The organism is Isoptericola sp. NPDC058082 (assembly GCF_042885055.1).
Taxonomy (GTDB): Bacteria; Actinomycetota; Actinomycetes; order Actinomycetales; family Cellulomonadaceae; genus Isoptericola.
Map to the genome: position 1 here is coordinate 16,525 of NZ_JBHVSQ010000023.1, position 18,036 is coordinate 34,560.

Genomic DNA, 18,036 nt, shown 5'->3' on the forward strand with positions numbered 1-18,036 from the left:
ATGACGCCCCAGGTGCCGCGCCCGGTCACGCGCCAGGTGCCGGTGCAGGCGCTGCCCACCCGGCCGCAGCCCGCGCCGCCGCCCCTGGACAAGCCGGGCCTGTCCGAGGACCCGGAGTGGTACCGCACGGCCGTGTTCTACGAGGTCATCGTCCGGGCCTTCTCGGACACGGGCGGGGCGGGGACCGGCGACCTGCGCGGCGTCACGGAGCGGCTCGACTACCTCCAGTGGTTGGGCGTGGACTGCCTGTGGCTGCCGCCGTTCTACCCGTCGCCGCTGCGCGACGGCGGGTACGACGTCGCCGACTACACGTCGATCGCGAGCCAGTACGGCACGATCTCGGACTTCACGGAGCTCATCGAGGCGGCGCACGCGCGCGGCATCCGCGTGGTGGTGGACCTCGTGATGAACCACACCAGCGACCAGCACCCGTGGTTCCAGGCGTCGCGGTCGGACCCGGCGGGCCCGTACGGCGACTTCTACGTGTGGTCCGACGACGACACGCGCTACGAGGACGCGCGCATCATCTTCGTCGACACGGAGACGTCGAACTGGACGTTCGACCCGGTGCGGCGGCAGTACTTCTGGCACCGGTTCTTCCACCACCAGCCGGACCTCAACTTCGAGAACCCCCGCGTGGTCGACGCGATGCTCGACGTGGCGCGGTTCTGGCTGGGGGTCGGGGTGGACGGCTTCCGCCTCGACGCGGTGCCGTACCTGTTCGAGGCCGAGGGCACCAACTGCGAGAACCTGCCGGAGACGCACGCGTTCCTGCGCCGGGTGCGCCGCATGATCGACGACGAGTTCCCCGGCCGCATCATGCTGGCCGAGGCGAACCAGTGGCCGCAGGACGTGGTGGACTACTTCGGCACGGCGGACGAGCCCGAGTGCCACATGTGCTTCCACTTCCCCGTCATGCCGCGGGTGTACTACGCCATGCGGGACCAGCGCGCGCGGCCCCTGCTCGACATCCTCGCCGACACGCCGGACATCCCCGCGCCGGGCGGGCAGTGGTCCACGTTCCTGCGCAACCACGACGAGCTCACCCTCGAGATGGTCTCGACCGAGGAGCGGGCGGCGATGTACGGGTGGTTCGCGCCGGACCCGCGCATGCGCGCCAACATCGGCATCCGACGCCGCCTGGCGCCGCTGCTCGACAACTCGCGCAAGGAGGTGGAGCTGGCGCACGCGCTCCTGCTCAGCCTGCCGGGCAGCCCGTGCCTGTACTACGGCGACGAGATCGGCATGGGCGACAACATCTGGCTGCCCGACCGGGACGCCGTGCGCACGCCGATGCAGTGGACGCCCGACCGCAACTCCGGCTTCTCCACCGCCGACCCGGGCAAGCTGTACCTGCCGCTCGTGCAGTCGCTGGTGCACCACTACCAGCACGTCAACGTCGAGGCGCAGCTCGCGCAGCCGTCCTCGCTGCTGCACTGGGTGCACGGCATGCTCGCGGTGCGGCGGCTGCACCCCGCGTTCGGCACCGGGGCGTTCGCGCCTCTCGAGGCCGACGACGACGCCGTGATCGCGTTCACCCGGACCTCGGCGGACGAGACGCTGCTCGTGGCGGCGAACCTGTCCGCGACGGCGCGGTCGTCCCTCGTGCGGGTGCCGGGGCGGGCCGGCTGGACGCTCACCGACCTGTTCGGCGGCGCCCGCTTCCCCGACGTCGGCCCGGACGGCACCGTGTCGATGACGTGGGGGTCGCGCGACTTCTACTGGCTGCTCCTCACCCCGCCCGCACCGCAGACCGTCGGGGACGAGCCGGCATGACCGCCGTGCGGCCGGCCGCGGGAGTGCCCGACCCGAGCGTCGGGGAGCTCCTCGCGGCCTGGCTGCCCGGCCGACGGTGGTTCCCCGCGGGCGGCGCGAGCGCCGCCGGCGTGCGGGTCGAGCCGTGGCTCGCGGTGACGTTCGACGACGACACCCCGGGTGACCTCGACGAGCCCGACGGGGCGGACGTCGTCGTCCTCCTCGTGCGCCTGCGCGGCCCGGGCGTGCCGGGCGGCGAGGTGGTCGCGCAGGTGCCGCTCGTGCTCACCGACCCGGCCGCGCGCGGCCCGGGTTTCGTCGCCGACGTCCGCACCGCCGCGGGCGACGTCGCCGTGCACGACGGCGGCGCGCACCCCGCCTGCTGGCTCGCCCTGCTGCGGGCGGCCGGCGTGGGCGACGGCGTGGCGGCCGACGCGCTCGTCGCGGGCGGGCGCGTGGTCGCCGGCGAGCAGTCGAACACGAGCGTCGTGCTGCCGGGCGTGCCCTCGCCCGACGGCACCGGCGGGATGCTCAAGATCCTGCGCACCGTGGCCCCCGGGCCGCACCCCGACGTCGTCGTGCCCCGCGCCCTGACCCGCGCCGGCTGGGACGGCGTGCCGCGCTTCCTCGGCGCCCTCCAGGTGGCCACCGCCCCCGGCACGACCACCGCCCTCGCCGTGGTCGGCGAGCTGGTGCCGCGCGCCCGCGACGGGTTCGAGCTGGCCTGCGAGCACGCCGGCCGCGGCGAGTCGTTCGCGCACCTCGCCGCCGACCTGGGCCGCGTCGTGGCGGAGCTGCACGCGGTGCTGCGCCAGGCGATGCCGCCCGGTCCGCTGCTCGACCCGGCGACGTTCGTCGGGGGCCTGCGCGACCGGGCGGCGCTCGCCGTCTCCGAGGCGCCGGGCCTGGCGGTCCGGGCCCCCGCGATCGACGCGCTCCTCGACGACCTGCAGGCCCGCCTGCCGCGGCTGCGCCTGCAGACCGTGCACGGCGACCTGCACCTCGGCCAGGCCCTGCACGGCGAGACCGGGTGGAAGCTCCTCGACTTCGAGGGCGAGCCGCAGCGACCCGCCGCCGAGCGCACCGCCCCCGACCTCCCGCTCCGCGACGTCGCGGGCATGGTCCGCTCGTTCGCGTACGCCGCCGCGGTCGGCGGCGCGCCCGACCCGTGGTGGGAGGCGGAGGCCGTGCACGCCTTCCTCGCCCGCTACCGCCAGTCGGCGGACACCTCCGCGGCCGTGAGCGGCCTGACCACCCGCCGCCCGCCGGAGCTCGACCCGCCCACCGCCGACGCCGTCCTCGCCGCCCTCGTGCTGGACAAGGCGCTCTACGAGGTGGTGTACGAGACGCGGCAACGGCCGACCTGGGTGCACATCCCCCTGTCGGCCGTCGACCGCGTGCTCACCCGGCCGCGCTGACCCCACCCAGCAGGTCGTTCGCCGTGCGCACGGCGGCGGCGAACTCCTCCGGGTCGCCCCCGGGCGAGGTGATCCGGAGCGTCACGCTCTGGCCCGCACGCAGCGTGACGAGCCCGACGTCGACGCGTGCCGCCGGGTCCACCACGTCGACCGGGCAGAAGATGTCACGGGCGAGCGACGTCGCGGTCAGCCGCAGCTCGCAGCCCCCGGGGGCAGGCGACGACTCGATCCGCAGCGGGTTCGGGTCGAGCCGCTGGTCCACGACCTCGGCCCCGTGCCGCAGGGCCGTCGCCACGCCGGACTCAGGGTCGTCGGCCGTCGCCACGAGCACCTCGGCAGCCGCGTCGTCGAACGTGGCGACCTCGACGGGGACCGTCACCGTCGCCGCGCCGCGGGCGGGCGCGTCGACCTCGACGGTCGCCTTGGCCAGGACCGACCCGTCCAGCGCCTCGCGCGTGACCGTCCAGGTCCCGGCCAGGCGCTCGCCGGTGTCGTTGACGACGACCAGCGCGACGGTGTCGGGCGCCGGCTCCAGCCCCTCCCACGTGGCGGCCCGCGCCGCCTCGGACGCCCGCGGCTGGAAGGTGGCCAGCCGGGGCGCGTACGCGGCGCGCAGGGCGTGCCACAGCGGCTTGCGGTGCTCGTCGTGGTCGACCGCAGCCCACGACACCACCGGCCAGTTGTCGTTGAGCTGCCACATGATCGCGCCGGTGTTGTGCGGCGTGAGGGACCGCACGTGCTCGATCCCGAAGCGCACGGCGTGCGCCTGGTTGAGCTGGGTCGTCCAGTGCCAGTCCTCGATCGTCGCCGGGTCGGGCAGGTGCCCCTGCCAGCCGCGCTCGAGCTTGGCGTTGCCCAGGTGTGCCTTCTGGTGCACGAGCATCTGGTGGCCGAACGGGTCGAGCGGCTCGTCGTGGACCACGCGCGTGAGCGTCGACCAGGCGGGCGGCCCCTGGAAGCCGAACTCCGACAGGAACCGGGGCCGGTAGCGGGCGTAGACCGAGTAGTCCTCCCGGTTCCACACGTCCCAGATGTGCATGGTGCCGTAACGCTCGTCGTTCGGGTGCCGGTAGTCGCCGAACGAGTACGGGCTCGCCGGCGAGTACGGGCGCGTGGGGTCCAGCTCCGCGAGCACGCCCGGCAGCAGCTCGCGGTAGTACAGGTCGCCCCACGCGCGGCCGCCCAGCCGGCCGGCCCAGCCCCAGTCGACCGAGCCCCAGGTGTTCTCGTTGTTGCCGTTCCAGATCACGAGCGACGGGTGCGGGCTGAGCCGCGTGACGTTCTCGCGGGCCTCGGCCTCCACCTCGGCGCGCATCGGCTCGTCCTCGCTGTACGCCGCGCAGGCGAACGGGAAGTCCTGCCACATGAGCAGGCCGTGCTCGTCGGCGAGGTCGTACAGGTCGTCCGACTCGTAGATGCCGCCGCCCCACACCCGCAGCAGGTTGACGTTCGCCTCGAGGGCGTCGTCCACCCGGCGCGCGTACCGGCCGCGGTCGACCTCCGTGAGGAACGCGTGGTCGGGGATCCAGTTCGCCCCGCGGACGAGCACCGTCTCGCCGTTGACCTTGAGCAGGAACGGCGCGCCGGAGTCGTCGGGCGTCGTGTCCAGCTCGACGGTACGGAACCCGACCCGCCCGGCCCACTCCGCGACGTCGGTCCCGTTCGACGCGGACACCTCCACGCCGTACAGGGGCTGGTCGCCGTGACCCAGCGGCCACCAGAGACGCACGTCCGGCACGCGGACGGTCACCACGGCGGTGGTCTCCCCCGCCGGCACGACGCCCTCCGCCTCCGTCGACCGGCCCTCGGGGTCGGTGAGCAGCACACGCACGGGCACGTCGCCGGCAGCCTTCGTGCCGTCGCGCTCGATCTCGACGTGCGTCGTCAGGACGCCCTCCGGGCTGCCGTCCGACCCTGCCACGACGTCGACGAGCGGACGGACCGACACGACGCGCACGCCCGACCAGGAGTCGAGGCCGATCGGCTTCCAGATGCCCGCGCCGGCGACGTCGATGCCCCAGTCCCATCCGAACGAGCAGGCCATCTTCCGCAGCTGGTTGTACTCGTGATGGTTGGTCGACGGCAGCACCCCGTCGCGCTCGGCGCGGGCCAGCGCCTCGGGCACGGGCGCGGCGAACGTGACGGCCAAGGAGTTGTCGCCCTCGCGCAGCGCGCCACGGGCGTCCCACCGGAAGGACCGGAACATGTTCTCGGTCCGCCCGAGCTCGACCCCGTTCAGCTCCACCGATGCCACGGTGTCGAGGCCGAGCGCGACGAGGTCGTGCCGCGCCGCGTCTCCCGGCTGCCACTCGAACGTCGTCGCGAACCGCCACGAGGTGTCGCCGATCCACTGCTGCGCCGCCTCGTTGTCGCCGTCGAACGGCTCGTCGATCAGTCCTTCGCGGTGCAGGTCGAGGTGCGCCTCGCCGGGCACGGCTGCCGGGATCCCGCCCGCGAGCGCCGATGCCACGCCGTCGGGCGCGTCGGCCGCGAGCTCGGCGGCGGTCAGGCTCCACCCCTGGTGCAGGGCGCGGAAGGTCGTGGGGAGGTGCGTCATGGCGGAGTCCTTCGTGGTTCGCAGGGAGTTCGCTGGGTGCCGACCCGGTCAGGGTCGCAGGTGGCTCAGTCGGACGCCGGACGGCGCGGCTCGCGCAGCACGCGCACGCCGCCGGCGGGCACGGTGGTCAGCGGCCCGACCTCCGCCCCGGTCAGCAGGTCGTGCCCGGCGGCGGCGACCTTCTGTTCGTCGCCCGTGTGGTTGAGGAGGAAGAGGTAGGAGCGGTCGTCGCCCCGGCGGCGCACCGCCTCGAGCCCGGGCGCCGCGTCGAGGACGCGCGGCACCCCGGTGTCCGCGACGAGCCGGTCGACGACGCGGCCCACGCCGTCGGCGCCGAGGGCCGCCGAGACGTACCAGGCGGCGCCGTCGCCGATCTCGCGCCGGGTCACGGCCGGCCCGCCCGCGAGCGAGCTCGAGGAGTACCGGACCACGGCCTCCGCCCCGTCGAGGTGGACACGCTCGGTCCACTCGGTCGCCTCGCCGCCGTCGTCCAGGCGGACGGCCTGTCCCTCCTGGAGCGGGTAGAGCTCGTCGCTCCAGGCGCCGAGCACGTCGGCGAACGCGCCGGGGAACCCGCCGGTGCGGACCTGTCCGTCGTCGTCGCAGACGCCGGACAGATAGGTCACCAGCAGGGTGCCGCCACGCGCGGGGACGGAGGCGAGCCGTGCCGCTGCGTCGTCGTCGACGACCAGGAGGGTCGGCACGACGACGAGGTCGTAGCCGTCGAGCGGCACTCCGGGCGGAACGACGTCGCACACCACCTGCCGGTCCCACAGGGCCCGGTGCCACGCCCGGAGCTCCCGGCCGTAGGACAGCTCGCGATGCGGCATCAGGCCGTGCTGGAGCGCCCACCCGGCGGGGTCGTCGACCACCATCGCGGCGCGGGCGGGTTCGACGACCGTCCCGGCGACCTCCGCGAGCGAGCGCAGGTGGCCACCCAGCTCCACGACCTCCTGCCACACCCGCGACCGGGTGCCGCTGTGCGGGAGCATCGCCGAGTGGAACTGCTCGGCGCCGGCCCGCGAGGCCCTCCACTGGAAGAACATCGCGCCGTCCGACCCCCTGGCCACGTGACCGAGGGAGTGGCGCACGATCTCCCCGGGGTCCTTGGCACGGTTGCGGCGCTGCCAGCTCGGGCCACCGGTGGAGCTCTCCATCAGGAGCCACGGTCGCCCCGGGGACATCCCGCGCATCCGGTCGGCGGCGAAGGCGAGGTCGTGCTCGCGGTCTCCGGCCGGAAGGTCACCGACGAGCGTGTAGTGGTCGTTGGAGACGACGGCCGTGTGCGGGGCCCACGACGCGTAGTCGACGACCTGCGCGCCGGCACCGACCATGAGGTTGGTCGTGACGGGCGCGGACGAGTGCCGCTCGAGGACCTCCTTCTCCGCCAGGTAGTGCGCCAGCAGCGCGTCCGAGGAGTACCGCTCGTAGTCGAGGAAGAGCCCGGGGTTCGGGGCGCCGTGGCGGCCGCGCGGCGGCATGATCTCGTCCCACGTCCCGTAGCGGTGCCCCCACTGCGCCGTGCCCCAGGCCGCGTTCACGGCGTCGAGGCTGCCGTGCCTGTCGCGCAGCCACCGCCGGAACCCTGCCGCGGAGCCGTCGCAGTAGCAGCGGGCGTTGCCGCCGCCGAGCTCGTTCCCCACGTGCCACAGGCGCACGGCCGGGTGGTCTCCGTAGCGGCGGGCGAGGGCGTCGACGTGCCGCAGCGCGTACCGGCGGTACACGGTCGACTCGGGGCACCAGGCGTTGCGCCCTCCGGCCGGCTCCCGGTACCCGTCGACGAGCACGGGCGCGATGTCGGGGTGCGCGGCGAGCAGCCAGCTCGGCGGCGCCGCCGTGGGGGTGGCCAGGTCCACGGCGATCCCGTGGGCGTGCAGCAGCTCGATCGCGTCGTCGAGCCACGACCAGTCCCGGACGTCGTCGGCGACCTCGACGGTCCCCCAGGCGAAGACCCCGAGGGTCACGAGGTTGACCCCGGCCACGCGCATGAGGCGCACGTCCTCGTCCCACACCTCCCGCGGCCACTGCTCGGGGTTGTAGTCGCCGCCGTAGGCCAGGCCGTCCGTGGGCCAGCGCGTCTGGGCCCCGGGGGGCGCAGCCGTCACGACGTGCCCCGCGCGGCCGCGCCGCCGCGCGCCTGCGCCGCGGGCACACCGGCCTCCTGCCACTCACCAGCGAAGTGGTCGAAGCACACGCTGTTGTCGATCGCGCCGCGGTCCGTGCCCTCCTGGGTGAGGGTCACGCGGTCGACCCGCTCGGGGTCCGGCGCCGCCATCGCGAGCAGCTTGGTGTAGTCGTGGTGCGGGTCGAGGATCACCGCGTCCGCCGGTCCACGTTCGACGACCCGGCCCCGGTACAGCACGACGATCTCGTCGGAGAAGTGCCGGGCGGTGGCCAGGTCGTGCGTGATGTAGAGGACGGCCAGGCGGTCCTCGCGCTGCAGGCGCCCGAGCAGGTTGAGGACGCCGAGCCGGATCGACACGTCGAGCATCGACACGGGCTCGTCGGCGATGAGCACCTGGGCGCCCGGGGCGAGCGCCCGGGCGATGGCGACACGCTGGCGCTGGCCCCCGGACAGCTCGTGGGGCCGGCGCGAGGCGATGTCCTCGGCGGGCGTGAGGTTGACCCGCTCGAGCATCTCGACCACGCGCTCGTGCGTCTCCTGCGCCGTGCGCGTGCGCTGGTGGATCCGCAGCGGACGGGCGACGTGGTGCTCGATCGAGTGGAACGGGTTGAGCGAGGCGAACGGGTCCTGGAAGACCATCTGCACCTGGCGCCGGTACAGCGACCCCTGGACCGGCGTGTCGTCGTCGAGGCGGACGTCGACCGTCCCCGACGTCGGCTTCTCCATGCGCGTGAGGATCTTCGCGATCGTGGACTTGCCGGAGCCCGACTCCCCCACCAGGGCGACCGTGCGCCCGGGAACCAGGTCGAGGCTCACGTGGTCGACGGCGCGCAGCCGCGACCGGCGCAGCCCCGAGCGGATCGAGTAGTCCTTGACCAGGTCGGACACGTGGACACGGGTCATGCGCGGTCCTCCTCGGGGGTGGCGGCGGGCTCGGCGAAGTCGTCGACGCCGCTGCGGATGAAGCCGCCCCGCTCCCCCGACAGGCTCGGGAACGAGCCGAGGAGCTTGCGGGTGTACGGGTGGCGCGCCTCGCGGTACAGGCGCTGCGCGGTGTCGAGCTCGACGATCTCGCCCTCCAGCATGACCGCGATCCGGTCGCTGATCTCGAGCAGCAGGGGCAGGTCGTGGGTGATGAACACGACCGCGAAGTCGAGCTCGTCGCGCAGCCGCACGATCTCGCGCAGGATGTCGCGCTGCACGACGACGTCGAGCGCCGTCGTCGGCTCGTCCATGATCATGATCTGGGGCTCCAGCAGCATCGCCATCGCGATCATGACGCGCTGGCGCATCCCGCCGGACAGCTCGTGCGCGTACGACCCGAGGCGCCGCGGGTCCACGCCGACGCGGGTCAGCACCTCCTCCGACCGGCGGCGCACCTCGGCCCGCGGCGTGCCCGGCCGGTGGGCCAGCAGCGTGTCCCGCAACTGTGCCCGCACGGTCGTCACCGGGTTGAGGGCGTTCATCGCGCCCTGGAACACCATCGACAGCTTGTCCCAGCGGAACGCGCGCAGCGCGGAGTCCTCCAGGGCGAGCACGTCGACGTCCGTGCCGTCGCGGTCGTGGAAGGTGATGCTCCCGGACGCGATCCGCGCCGGGGGCCGGTGCAGCCGGTTGACCGCGTAGGCGAGCGTCGTCTTGCCGCAGCCGGACTCGCCGGCGAGGCCGAGGATCTCCCCGCGGTGCAGCGTGAGGCTCGCGTCCTTCACCGCCGTGACCGGCTGCTCCACCTCGTAGACCACCGTGAGGTCCGAGACCGTGAGGACCGGCTCCGTCCGGCCGCCGCGGGCGGCGGTCCCTTCGTCCTTCACCAGGGTCGTCGTCATCGCGCGGACACCTCCTTCGCGCCGTCCGACTCGCGGACCGCGTCCGGCTCCTGCGGGCGCGACCGGCGGTGCGCGCGGGCCAGCTCGCGCTCGAGGCGGGCGGCCTTGCGGGCCCGCCTGCGGTGCTGGCGCAGGTTCTTGAGCTTGGGGTTGATGATCTCGTCGATCGAGAAGTTGATGAGCGACAGGCCCATGCCGAACAGGGCGATCATCAGGCCCGGCGGCACGAACCACCACCACGCCCCGAGCGAGAGGGCGAAGCCGTTCTGCGCGTAGAAGAGCATCGTGCCGAGCGTCGAGGAGTTCGACGCCCCCAGGCCGATGAACGACAGCCCGGCCTCGCCGAGGATCGCCGCGATCACCGCGAAGACGAACTGCGACGCGATCACCGGAAGGAGGTTCGGCAGGATCTCGACGACGATGACGCGCCACGGCTTCTCGCCCGAGACCTTCGACGCCGCCACGTAGTCACGGTGGCGCACGGACAGGGTCTGGGCTCTCAGCACCCGCGCCGACGCGGCCCAGCTCGTCACCGCCAGCACGATCGCGATGGTCCACAGCCCGCGGCTCTCGCGCGGCACGAAGCCGGAGATGACGATCACGAGCGGCAGCCCAGGGATGACCAGGAAGACGTTCGACAGCAGCGAGAACGCCTCGTCGGCGAAGCCGCCGCGGTAGGCGCCGTAGATGCCGAAGAACGCGGACAGGGCGGTGGCCAGCACGCCGACCAGCAGGCCGATCTGCAGCGAGCCGCGGGTCGCGTACGCCAGCTGGGCGAGCACGTCCTGGCCGGTCTGCGTGGTGCCGAGCAGGAAGTCGGCCGACGGCGGCGTCAGCCCGATGTCGCGGATCTGCCGCGGGTCGCCCACCAGGTACGGGCCGAAGATGCCGAAGAGCGTGATGACGCCGACCAGCACCAGGCCGACGGCCAGCCAGGGCGTCATCGTGGGCAGGAGCATGCGCCAGCCGGAGCGCGGCGCGCCGCCGGCGCGGTCGCGCGCCACCTCCTCGGCCTCGGCCTCGTCCACGAGGGACGGTTCGTTCGCAGGACTCAGGTTCGTCATGACGGTGCCTCCTCTCAGGACCGGGCTCGGGTGCGCGGGTCGATCAGGCCGTACAGCAGGTCGACCACGAGGTTCGCGCCGAGCACGGCGAGCGTGATGACGAGGAACAGCCCCTGCATGAGCGCGTAGTCGTTGTTGGTCACGGCCCCCAGCAGCCGGCCGCCGATGCCCGGGTAGGAGAACACCTGCTCGGTGATCACCGACCCGGAGACCACGAAGCCGAGCGAGATCGCGAAGCCGGCGACCGACGGCAGCACCGCGTTGCGCGACGCGTACGAGCGCAGCACCTTGCGGGGCGACAGACCCTTGGCCTCGGCCGTGAGCACGTAGTCCTCGGACAGGGTGGAGACCATCATGTTGCGCATCCCGAGCAACCAGCCGCCCACGGAGGCGAGCACGATGGTCAGCGCCGGCAGGGCGCCGTAGTGGATGGCGGAGAGGATGAACTCGGCGTTCCAGCCGGGGTCCAGGACGACGTCGTAGCCGCCCTGCAGCGGGAACCAGCCGAGCACGCGGGCCAGGAAGTACGCCAGGATCAGCGCCAGCCAGAAGTACGGCACCGCGGCCAGGAGGGTGGTCGCCGGGATCAGCGAGTCCAGCCAGGTGCCGGGCTTCCACCCGACGAACGCCCCGAGCGTCACGCCCAGGACGGCGGCCATCACGGTGGCGATGCCCACCAGGACCACCGTCCACGGCAGCGACTGCGCGATGACGTCCGTGACCTGCGCCGGGTAGTAGCTGACCGACACGCCCAGGTCGCCGTGGACGAGGTTGTTCAGGTAGTCGACGTACTGGTTCCACAACGGTTGGGAGTCGTCGCCCCCGAGGAGGAGCGCGTATGCCTCGCGGGTCTCGGGCGTGACCGTCCCGCCACGCTGCTGCAGCTTGGCGAGCAGGATGTCGACCGGATTGCCCGGGAGAAGCCGGGGGATCGCGAAGTTCAACGTCAGCGCGGCCCACAGCGCCACGACGTAGAAGCCCATCTTGCGCAGGAAGTAGTTCACGGCAGGGTGCTTTCCTCGGGGACGACGTCTCGGGTCATGTCAGCCGGCCGGCTGGATCTTCTTGAAGATCTCGGCGGCGTCCATCGCGGACCACACGGCCGGGAACGCGTACAGGTCGTCCTCGGAGGGCCAACCGGTGAACTTCGCGGTGTTCCACACGCTGGTGGTGCCGCCGGTGAGGATCGGCACGTACGGCATGTCCTCGAGGATCTGCGCCTGGATCGTGTCGAAGTACGGCTGCCGTGCGGCCGCGTCGTCGAGCGGGAGCTTCGCCAGCTCGTCGAGCGCCTTGTCGACCTCGGGGTTCGAGTACCGCGAGTAGTTGTTCCCCGCGGACTTTCCGACCTTCGCCCCCGAGCCGGAGTCGAAGAAGTAGTTGTAGAGGTAGAACGGGTCGGGCGCCGGCCCCTGCCAGAGGGAGTCGATGGCGAGCTCGAACTTGCCCGACCCCTTCTTCTCCGTCCACTCGTTCCACGACGACTGCGCCGTCTGCAGGTCGATCCCGACCGCCTTCGCCTGGGAGGCCATCGTGTCCAGGGCGGTGATGTAGTCCGTCCACCCGGTCACGACCTCGACCGTCAGCGTGAGCTTCTCGCCGTCCTTCGCGTAGATGCCGTCGGAGCCCTTCGCCCAGCCCGCGTCCTCGAGCAGCTGTGCCGCCTTGTCGGGCTCCGCGGACATCGGGGCGGTCTTCTCGGTGACCGCGTCCGAGACGAACGCGTCCTGGCTGGGGGTCAGCGTGAAGACCGGGGACATCTCGTTCGCGGTCTCCATGAAGGCCAGCTTGTTGAGCTGGGTGCGGTCCATCGCGTAGTACAGCGCCTTGCGGACGGCGGGATCCGTCTGCGGTCCTTCGCAACCCATCTCGGTGCTCGAGCAGGTGGACAGCACCATCTGGTTCTGCCACTGCGTGAACGCGTCGTAGCTGGGGAAGTTCTTGTTCGTGTTCTGGATGTCGGGGATGGGTCCCGTCTGCCAGTCGACCGTGCCGGCCGCGATCGCGTCGGCGCCCGCCTGGTTGCCCGACAGCGCCAGGAAGCGGATGTTCTTCAGCTCGGGCTCGCCGCCCCAGTAGTCGGGGTTCGCCTTGTAGGTGAAGGCCTGCGGCTTGAAGTCGTCGAGCAGGTAGGCGCCGGTGCCCACGGGCTCCTCGATGACGTCCTCGACGGGGTTGATGTCCTTCCACAGGTGCTGGGGCACGATCGGCGTGTTCATCACGTCCGGCCCCTTGACGAACGCCGGCTGCTCGAACGTGAACGTCACGTGCGTGTCGTCGACGGCCTTCGCCGTCCCGTCGAAGCCGCCGCTGTTGATCGACGGGTTGTCCTTGAGGAGGGTGAAGGTGAACTCCACGTCCTTGGCGGTGAACGGCTCGCCGTCGCTCCAGGTGACACCCTCGCGCAGCGTGACGGACAGCTCCGTGCCGTCGTCGTTCCATGCCTGCTCGGTGCCCAGCAGGGGCACCGGGTCCCGCACCTCCGCCTTGTTGTAGAAGAAGAGGGGCTCGTAGATGGTCCCGAGGCCACCGATCTTCGAGGGCGAGAACGGGTTGAAGTTGATCTGGTAGTCGCCGGCCTGGCCGGTGTACGCGACGAGCGTGCTGCTCGCGCCACCTCCCGAGCCGCCCGAGCTGCCGTCCGAGCCGCCCCCGGAGCACGCCGCGAGGGCGAGACCGAGGGCCGCGACGCCGGCGAGCACCGCGCCACGCCGACGGATTCCTGTCCTGAGGAACATCTGCGGTCCTTTCTCGTGCCGGCACCAGAGCCGGCTCCAGCGGCGCCGTCGTCGGCGCTCGTGGGTATTCTTGCCATGGTTAACTTAAGCGGTCAAGTGCCGTAGGTCACTCACGCAAGGAGGCGATACATGCTGCTGGACGGCGTCGCGCAGGTCGTCTCGTCGCGCCGTCTGCTCGATCTCGTGCGGACCCGCGGGTCGATCAGCCGCGTGGAGCTGGCCCGGCTCTCCGGGCTCACCTCCCCGACCGTCACGCACGTGGTCCGGGGGCTCCTGGACCTCGGGCTGGTGCACGAGACCGGTGTCCAGCATCGCGGCAGGGGCCAGCCGCGCCGCCTGCTGAGCGTCACGGCGGACGCCGGGTACGCCGTCGGCATCCAGGTCGACCTCACCACCACGACGGCGGTGGTCGTCGACTTCGCCGGCGCGACGGTCGCGAGCGCCGGGCTGCGGGGCTCCGGGCGGCGCTCGCCCGACCGGACCGTGGGGGCGCTCGTCGACCACGTGGGCGACCTGCTCACCAGCGCCGGCGTCCCGCGCGACCGTGTGCTCGGCGTCGGCCTCGTGACCCACGGTCCGCAGGACCGGGAGCGGGGCATGCTGCTCACCGCACAGCCCACGCCAGCCTGGGAGAGGTTCCCGCTGACGGCGCGGCTGGCCGCCGGGCTGGGGCTGCCCGTCCTGCTGGAGAACGACGCGACCGCGGCGGCCGTGGGCGAGCTGTGGACGCGAGACCTCGACACCGAGACGTTCGGGCTCGTCTACATGGCCTCGGGGATCGGCGGGGCCGTCGTCGTGGACGGCGTCGCCTACCGGGGGCGCGCCTCGAACGCGGTCGAGATCGGCCACGTCCCCCTCCCGGACGCGCGGTCCGCCTGCGTCTGCGGCAACCGTGGGTGCACGCAGGCGGAGGCGGGCCCGGCGGCCGTCGTCACCCAGGCCCTGGCCCACGGCGGTGTCGCCGAGCGCTGGGGCGTGCGGGGACCCGCCGAGGACGCGCTCGCCGACTTCGAGCGCGTGGCCCGTGCCGCGCGCGACGGCGACGCGGACGCCACCGACCTGCTCACCCGGTCCGCCCGCAGGGTCGGCCAGGCGGCCACCGTCCTCGTCAACCTCTTCGACGTGGACACCGTGCTGCTCGCCGGCCCGGCGTTCGCGACGGCCGGCCCCCTGTACCGCCACGTCGTCGGCGCGGCGCTGTCCGAGCACGCCCTCAGCCGCACCCTCAGCCCGCCTCGGGTCGCGCTCTCCGGGCAGGTCGCCACCGTCGCCGCCGTCGGCGGCGCCCTCACCGTGCTGCGCGGCGCACCCGACGCGGGCCTGCCCCTGGGGCGCGCCCGACCCCGACCCTCGACCGACCTCGAACCCGACCAGCCCGCCACGATCGGAGCCCTGTGACCACCGCCCACCACGTCCTGCACCGCGACGGGACCGCCCTCGTCCTCCATCTGCCCGCGCGCGGCCTGCCCGCCGTCGTGCACTGGGGCGCGGACCTCGGTCCGCTCGACGACGCCGCCGCCGAGGCCCTCCTCCGGGCCACCAGCCGCCAGACGCCGCCCGGCACCCTCGACGCCGCCTGGCGTCTGCCGCTCCTGCCGCAGGAGTCCGACGGCTGGTCCGGCCGCCCCGGCCTGCTCGTCACGCGTGCCGGCCTCCCCGTGTACCCGCGGTGGGAGTCCTCCGTGGACCGCCCAGACGAGACGACCGCCGTCGTCACGGCCACCGACGCGGCCGGCAACCTCACCCTGCGCACCCGCGTGGAGGTCGGCCCGGGGGGACTGGTCACGCTCGACCACGAGCTCGTCAACGACGGCGCCGACCGGCTCGAGGTCGCCTGGCTCGAGGCGACCCTGACCGTGCCGAAGACGGCCGACCACCTCACCACGTTCGGCGGGCGGTGGACGCGCGAGAAGTCTCCGCTCACGACCCCGATGCCGCGCGGGACCACGGTGCGCGAGTCCCGCCGGGGTCGCGGCGGCCACGACGCCCCGTGGGTGACGATCGCCTCCGAGGGCGCGCCCCGCGCCGGGACGGGCCGGGTGTGGGCCATCCACCTGGGCTGGAGCGCCGACGTGCGCCACCGCGTCGACCGGGTCACCGAGCACGTCTCGCTGCTCGGCGCGGGAGAGCTCCTCCGGCCCGGCGAGCTCGTCCTGGCGCCCGGCGAGTCGTACCGCGCGCCGACGGCGTACTTCGCCTGGTCGGACGAGGGCCTCGACGGCGTCGCGGCACGGTTCCACACCTGGCTGCGCGCCCGCCCCCGGCACCCGCGCTCGCCCCGGCCGCTCGTGCTCAACACCTGGGAGGCGGTGTACTTCGACCACGACCCCGAGCGCCTCTTCGCGCTCGCCCGGCGGGCGGCGGAGGTGGGGGTCGAGCGCTTCGTCCTCGACGACGGCTGGTTCCCCGCGCGCCGGGACGACACCAAGGGTCTCGGCGACTGGGTGGTCGACCGCGGCGCGTGGCCCGACGGCCTCGAGCCGCTCGCCGAGCTGGTGCACGGCCTGGGGATGCAGCTCGGCCTGTGGTTCGAGCCGGAGATGGTCAACCTCGACTCGGACCTCGCGCGCCGCCATCCCGAGTGGATCCTGGCCAACCCCGCCTCCGTGCCGTCCCCCGACGGCCTGTCGTTCCGTACCCAGTACGTGCTCGACCTGGCGAACCCCGACGCGTGGGAGCACGTCCGGGGGCAGATCTCCGCGCTCGTGACGGATCTCGGCGTCGACTTCGTCAAGTGGGACCACAACCGGGACCTGGTCGAGCCGGTCCACGACGGCGCGCCCGGCACGCACGCCCAGACGCTCGCCGCGTACCGGCTCCTGGACCGGCTCCGGCAGGACCACCCCGCCCTGGAGATCGAGTCCTGCTCCTCCGGCGGGGCGCGCACCGACCTCGGCATCCTCGCCCGCACCGACCGGGTCTGGGCCTCCGACTCCAACGACCCGGTGGAGCGGCAGGACATCCAGCGCTGGACCGAGCTGGTGCTGCCCCCCGAGCTTGTCGGCGCGCACGTCGGGCCCTCGCCCGCGCACTCCTCCGGACGGGCCACCGACCTGTCGTACCGGATCGCCACGTCGCTGCAGGGCTCGGCCGGATTCGAGTGGGACATCCTCGGCTGCACCCCGGAGGAGACCGCCCGGATCACCGCGTTCTCGGCGCTCTACAAGGAGCTCCGAGGCCTTCTCCACACGGGCACCGTGCGGCACCCCGACACCGCCGACCCCGCCCTCCGGGTCCGCACCGTGGTCGCCCAGGACCGGTCGGAGGCCGTCGTCACCGTCGCGACCGTCGCGTCGCCCGAGGAGGCGCTCGCGGAGCGGCTGCGGATCGACGGTCTCGACCCGGAGCGGCGGTACACGGTGCGGCTGCGGGACGAGGTCGGGGAGTCGCGCTGGGGCTGGGTCACGCCGGGCTGGCTCGGCGACGGGCCGGTCACCCTCCCCGGCCGGGTGCTCACCGAGGTCGGGCTGCAGCTGCCGACGCTGTGGCCCGTCCAGGCGCTCGTGCTGCACCTCGCGCCGGCCTAGGCCGGCGGGCCGGTGCTCCCTCGCACCGTGAGCGTCGGGGTCGAGTCGCGGTACGCCCGCGCCTCGGCCCCGGCCATCCGCTCGAACAGCCGCCGGGCCACGTGCGCCCCGTAGCTCGTCACGTCGTGGCTGAGCGCGGTGAGCTGGGGGTAGGCCGCCTGGCACAGCGGCGAGTCGTCCCAGGCCACCAGCGAGACGTCCTCGGGCACACGTGCCCCGAGCCCGTGGGCGACCCCGAGGCCGGCGAACGCCATGACGTCGTTGTCGTAGATCACGGCCGTCACGGGGTCGTCCGCCTCCAGCAGGGAGCGGGTGGCGGCCGCGCCGGAGTCCGGCGTGAAGTCCGCCCGCGCCACCCGGGCGTCCACGTCCGCGCGCCTCGCCTCGTCCTCGAACGCCACGTCACGGATGGTCGTGTGCCCGAAGCCCTCCGTGCCGGACACGCGGCCGATCCTGCGGTGCCCCAGCCCGGCGAGATAGCGCACGCACTCGCGGAGGGCCGTGGCGTCGTCGGTGTACACGGCGGGCAGGTTCCCCGCGAACTCGGGGTCGCCCACGACGACGGCGGGCAGGGCGTCGCGCTCCGACAGCGCCGCGATCCGGGGGTCGTCCTTGCGGGGGTCGACCACGATCACGCCGTCGACGCGGCGGGCGGCGTGCCAGCGCCGGTGCGCCTGGGTCTCGGCCTCCATGTCCGGCACGACCTGCAGCAGCAGCCCGTACGAGCGCTCCGTGAGCACCTGCTCGATGCCCGCGATGAACTGCATGTAGAACGACTCGAAGCCCAGGGTCTCCGGAGCGCGGGCGAGCACCAGGCCGATCGTCTCCACCCGGGCGCCGGACAGCGCCCGGGCCGCCTGGCTCGGCACCCACCCGAGCTCCGCCGCGACCCCGAGGATCCGTGCCCTGGTCTCGTCGGAGACGCCCGGGCGGTCGTTGAGGGCGTAGGACACCGCGCCCGTGGACACACCGGCCCGTCGGGCGATGTCCGCGATCGTGATCCGAGCCATCCGCTCTCCTTCCCGA

Annotated in this window: 12 protein-coding genes; 4 read left to right on the top strand and 8 right to left on the bottom strand. The window is 73.4% G+C overall.

The genetic code is table 11. The features are described 5' to 3' along the window. Entirely contained in the window at window positions 1-1,776 is a 1,776-nt protein-coding gene (gene treS, locus ACFVS0_RS20180; RefSeq protein WP_430588964.1) for a maltose alpha-D-glucosyltransferase, read from the top strand. Further along, window positions 1,773-3,173: an aminoglycoside phosphotransferase gene (locus tag ACFVS0_RS20185; RefSeq protein WP_430586082.1), complete on the top strand. Its 1,401-nt coding sequence runs from the start codon at window positions 1,773-1,775 to the stop codon at window positions 3,171-3,173. Before treS ends, ACFVS0_RS20185 begins: the two co-directional genes overlap by 4 nt. Here the strand turns inward: ACFVS0_RS20185 and ACFVS0_RS20190 are convergent. From ACFVS0_RS20190 to ACFVS0_RS20220, 7 genes are all read right to left on the bottom strand, one after another. Continuing rightward, window positions 3,157-5,730: a glycoside hydrolase family 2 protein gene (locus ACFVS0_RS20190; RefSeq protein WP_430588965.1), complete on the bottom strand. Its 2,574-nt coding sequence runs from the start codon at window positions 5,728-5,730 to the stop codon at window positions 3,157-3,159. The genes ACFVS0_RS20185 and ACFVS0_RS20190 overlap by 17 nt on opposite strands. A gap of 65 nt (window positions 5,731-5,795) precedes the next feature. Continuing rightward, a complete protein-coding gene (locus tag ACFVS0_RS20195) occupies window positions 5,796-7,835 on the bottom strand; it encodes a beta-galactosidase (RefSeq protein ID WP_430588966.1) in 2,040 nt (679 codons plus the stop codon). Continuing rightward, a complete protein-coding gene (locus ACFVS0_RS20200) occupies window positions 7,832-8,758 on the bottom strand; it encodes an ABC transporter ATP-binding protein (protein WP_430588967.1) in 927 nt (308 codons plus the stop codon). The genes ACFVS0_RS20195 and ACFVS0_RS20200 overlap by 4 nt, the downstream gene beginning before the upstream one ends. Next, the gene (locus tag ACFVS0_RS20205; RefSeq protein ID WP_430562810.1) at window positions 8,755-9,681 is read right to left on the bottom strand and encodes an ABC transporter ATP-binding protein; all 927 of its coding nucleotides are present in this window, start codon (window positions 9,679-9,681) and stop codon (window positions 8,755-8,757) included. Before ACFVS0_RS20205 ends, ACFVS0_RS20200 begins: the two co-directional genes overlap by 4 nt. Then, a complete protein-coding gene (locus tag ACFVS0_RS20210) occupies window positions 9,678-10,745 on the bottom strand; it encodes an ABC transporter permease (RefSeq protein ID WP_430562809.1) in 1,068 nt (355 codons plus the stop codon). The genes ACFVS0_RS20205 and ACFVS0_RS20210 overlap by 4 nt, the downstream gene beginning before the upstream one ends. A gap of 14 nt (window positions 10,746-10,759) precedes the next feature. Then, on the bottom strand, window positions 10,760-11,749 hold the full coding sequence (locus ACFVS0_RS20215) for an ABC transporter permease (protein ID WP_429735193.1): 990 nt from the start codon (window positions 11,747-11,749) through the stop codon (window positions 10,760-10,762). Between the two features lie 39 nt (window positions 11,750-11,788). Further along, a complete protein-coding gene (locus ACFVS0_RS20220) occupies window positions 11,789-13,483 on the bottom strand; it encodes an ABC transporter substrate-binding protein (RefSeq protein ID WP_430562808.1) in 1,695 nt (564 codons plus the stop codon). A 129-nt stretch (window positions 13,484-13,612) separates the two neighbouring features. Between ACFVS0_RS20220 and ACFVS0_RS20225 the strand changes: the two genes are divergently transcribed. Both ACFVS0_RS20225 and ACFVS0_RS20230 read left to right on the top strand, forming a co-directional pair. After that, the gene (locus tag ACFVS0_RS20225; protein ID WP_430562807.1) at window positions 13,613-14,881 is read left to right on the top strand and encodes an ROK family protein; all 1,269 of its coding nucleotides are present in this window, start codon (window positions 13,613-13,615) and stop codon (window positions 14,879-14,881) included. Beyond that, window positions 14,878-17,010 carry an alpha-galactosidase gene (locus tag ACFVS0_RS20230; protein ID WP_430588968.1) on the top strand — a complete coding sequence of 711 codons (2,133 nt, stop codon included), beginning with the start codon at window positions 14,878-14,880 and terminating at the stop codon, window positions 17,008-17,010. The genes ACFVS0_RS20225 and ACFVS0_RS20230 overlap by 4 nt, the downstream gene beginning before the upstream one ends. Here the strand turns inward: ACFVS0_RS20230 and ACFVS0_RS20235 are convergent. Further along, entirely contained in the window at window positions 17,007-18,020 is a 1,014-nt protein-coding gene (locus tag ACFVS0_RS20235) for a LacI family DNA-binding transcriptional regulator (RefSeq protein WP_430562805.1), read from the bottom strand. The two genes, ACFVS0_RS20230 and ACFVS0_RS20235, sit on opposite strands and share 4 nt — an antisense overlap. Between the last annotated feature and the right edge of the window lie 16 nt (window positions 18,021-18,036).

Coding starts and splice junctions, on each gene's coding strand:
- treS (WP_430588964.1), top strand. CDS start 1: ATGACGCCCCAGGTGCCGCGCCCGGTCACGCGCCAGGTGCCGGTGCAG.
- ACFVS0_RS20185 (WP_430586082.1), top strand. CDS start 1,773: ATGACCGCCGTGCGGCCGGCCGCGGGAGTGCCCGACCCGAGCGTCGGG.
- ACFVS0_RS20190 (WP_430588965.1), bottom strand. CDS start 5,730: ATGACGCACCTCCCCACGACCTTCCGCGCCCTGCACCAGGGGTGGAGC.
- ACFVS0_RS20200 (WP_430588967.1), bottom strand. CDS start 8,758: ATGACCCGTGTCCACGTGTCCGACCTGGTCAAGGACTACTCGATCCGC.
- ACFVS0_RS20205 (WP_430562810.1), bottom strand. CDS start 9,681: ATGACGACGACCCTGGTGAAGGACGAAGGGACCGCCGCCCGCGGCGGC.
- ACFVS0_RS20210 (WP_430562809.1), bottom strand. CDS start 10,745: ATGACGAACCTGAGTCCTGCGAACGAACCGTCCCTCGTGGACGAGGCC.
- ACFVS0_RS20220 (WP_430562808.1), bottom strand. CDS start 13,483: ATGTTCCTCAGGACAGGAATCCGTCGGCGTGGCGCGGTGCTCGCCGGC.
- ACFVS0_RS20225 (WP_430562807.1), top strand. CDS start 13,613: ATGCTGCTGGACGGCGTCGCGCAGGTCGTCTCGTCGCGCCGTCTGCTC.
- ACFVS0_RS20235 (WP_430562805.1), bottom strand. CDS start 18,020: ATGGCTCGGATCACGATCGCGGACATCGCCCGACGGGCCGGTGTGTCC.